Origin of the sequence: Halorubrum tibetense, assembly GCF_042661865.1 — an archaeon.
Lineage (GTDB): Archaea > Halobacteriota > Halobacteria > Halobacteriales > Haloferacaceae > Halorubrum > Halorubrum tibetense.
Genome location: NZ_JBHSWW010000455.1, coordinates 1 through 1,265 on the forward strand (window position 1 = coordinate 1; position 1,265 = coordinate 1,265).

The 1,265-nt window shown below is 71.6% G+C and carries 1 protein-coding gene; it reads left to right on the plus strand.

The features are described 5' to 3' along the window. Positions 1 to 1,265 (plus strand): AAA family ATPase (locus ACFQEU_RS16115; protein WP_379783811.1); only part of this gene is annotated, 1,265 nt, incomplete at both ends.

A 1,265-nucleotide genomic window follows, 5' to 3' on the forward strand; every position in this document is an offset into this window, starting at 1 on the left:
CCCGGAATCGACGGGGTCGCCGCCGGCGACGACGCGGGGCCGCCTGCCGAGCGAACCGCGGGGGCGACCTACGAGGACATCGGCGGGCTCGACGAGGAGCTGGAGCTGGTCCGTGAGACCATCGAGCTCCCGCTCTCCGAGCCGGAGGTGTTCACCAGGCTCGGGATCGACCCGCCGAAGGGCGTGCTGTTGTACGGCCCCCCGGGCACCGGGAAGACGCTGATCGCCCGCGCGGTGGCCAACGAGGTGGACGCGACGTTCATCACGGTCGACGGCCCGGAGATCATGTCGAAGTACAAGGGCGAAAGCGAGGAGCGCCTGCGCGACGTCTTCGACCGGGCGAGCGAGGAGTCGCCGGCGATCGTCTTCTTCGACGAGATCGACTCGATCGCTGGCAAGCGCGACGACGGCGGCGACGTGGAGAACCGCGTGGTCGGCCAGCTGCTCTCGCTTATGGACGGGCTCGACGCCCGCGGCGACGTGATCGTTATCGGCGCGACGAACCGCGTCGACAGCCTCGACCCCGCCCTGCGCCGTGGCGGGCGGTTCGACCGTGAGATCGAGATCGGCGTCCCCGGCGAGGCCGGCCGGCGACAGATCCTCGACGTCCACACCCGGCGGATGCCGCTCGCTGACGACGTCGACCTCGACCGGATCGCGAGCCGGACACACGGGTTCGTCGGGGCCGATATCGAGGGGCTCACCCAAGAGGCCGCGATGACCGCGCTCCGTCGCGCCCGCGAGACCGACGCGACCGCGCTCGCGGACGTTCGGGTGACGAAAGCCGACTTCGAGGCGGCCCACGCCGCGGTCGAGCCGAGCGCGATGCGCGAGTACGTCGCCGAACAGCCCACCACCGACTTCTCCGACGTCGGCGGCCTCCCGGAAGCGAAGGAGAAACTGGAGCGGGCGGTGACGTGGCCGCTGACGTACGGGCCGCTGTTCGACGCCGCCAACGCCGACCCGCCGACCGGGATCCTCCTCCACGGGCCGCCGGGGACGGGTAAGACGCTACTCGCGCGGGCGATCGCCGGCGAGAGCGGGGTCAACTTCATTCAGGTCGCGGGCCCGGAGCTGCTCGACCGGTACGTCGGCGAGTCCGAGAAAGCGGTCCGTGACCTGTTCGACCGCGCCCGGCAGGCCGCCCCGGCGATCGTCTTCTTCGACGAGATCGATGCGGTTGCGAGCGATCGCGACGCCGCGGGCGGGGACGACTCCGGCGTCGGCGAGCGGGTCGTCTCCCAGCTGCTGACGGAGCTCGACGG